This window comes from Erwinia sp. PPS120 (assembly GCF_047918655.1).
Classification (GTDB): Bacteria; Pseudomonadota; Gammaproteobacteria; order Enterobacterales; family Enterobacteriaceae; genus Erwinia; species Erwinia tasmaniensis_A.
Window position 1 is genome coordinate 1 of record NZ_JBLREF010000103.1, and the last position, 1395, is coordinate 1395.

At 61.8% G+C, this 1395-nt stretch carries 1 protein-coding gene; it reads right to left on the bottom strand.

Annotated features, from left to right (window positions below; translation table 11 throughout):
* A partial coding sequence (locus ACLRGG_RS21315) for a toprim domain-containing protein (protein WP_416251575.1) occupies positions 1 to 1395 on the bottom strand: 1395 nt, incomplete at both ends.

Sequence of the window (1395 nt, forward strand, 5' to 3'; positions counted from 1 at the left end):
CCCCAGCACCGCGTCCATCAGCGACGACTTGCCCGGCGCCGAGGAAGACTGGATAAGCACCGCCAGCGGCCTGTCCAGCTTGCGGGACGTCGCCGCAAGATAGCCGGTCAGCAGGTTGGTCGCTTCCCCCACCACGCCACAGGATGCCAGATCACTGACGATGCGCTCTGCCAGCTCAGGGGATTTCAGCAGCACAAGGGCTGCGGCTTCATCCTCACCCGATACCGTCACCGCCCCGGAAGCCTGCTCAGTCTTCGCTGCTTTAAGCCGTTCGTCCTGGCGGACTTCGAGTGCCAGCAGCACCCGCCCGCATTCCCGCTTTATCACCGCCAGTTCACAGGCCAGCTCGTTTGCCACCGTGCTCACATACCCCTGACGCTGCTTCGCGTGGTACATATCCAGCTGGTCGACGTGGAACGCGCCGGTCGATTCATCCAGCACCTGCACGTTGACCTTCATCACTTCGGAGACGATATTTTTCTGCCAGCCCCGCACCCTCCATATACGCGGCCCGGAACGCAGCAACAGCTCCCCGGATGGCGTGGTTTCGCAGGCGATTGCAGCAGGCTGAAGAGTGAGCTGTGAGGCCGGTCGGGCGGCTAAGGAAGGGATGTTTTCATTGCTGCCGGTCACAGTTTCAGATGTAACAACAGGATCGCTTTGCACCCGTGAGGCACCGCTGCCGGATACGACCGGAGCCGCCATTCTGACCGACTGTTCCAGCGCCAGAGCCAGCGCACTTTCAGGATTGCCACTTTTCACCGCATAGGCATTGGCATCCAGTCCGGCCGGGAAGCGTACCCGCCAGGCGTCGATCCCCGCTCCGTTCAGTTCACCGGCAACGGCTTCGGCACCCCGATCCCCGGCCTCGTCCCGATCGAAGGCGATCATCACCTTTTTGACGCCGTGATACTGCAACGCCGCCAGATGGGACGCGGTAAAGCCGTTGACCCCGTAAGCCGCGATGACGTTGCGGTAACCGGTGCACCAGAAGGTCATGGCATCGATCAGCGCTTCGCACAGGATCACTTCTGAAGAGGCTTTCAGCGCCGCTTCGTTCCATACCCCGGCCAGTGCTGAAGGTAAGTAAAGATGCTTTGCCGAGCCTTTGATTATCATGTGATCGGCCATCGTGCGCCGTCCGTACAACTGCAACACCCGGCCACGCGAGGCCGGATCGTAACTCTCAGACCAGCCCGTGACCGGCACGATCAGGCAGCCCCGGAAGTGATCCTGGCGGTTAGATTCGCGTATCACGCCGAGCAGTTTTAAGCGCGAACGCAGCGCTTTGCCTTCCTTGCAGTAAGGCGACGGCAGCGCCCCCGCCACGCCGTGCGCACCCGCGAAGCCCAGCTTAAAGTGGCTGACCAGCCCGGGATGATTCAGGCCGCGTTT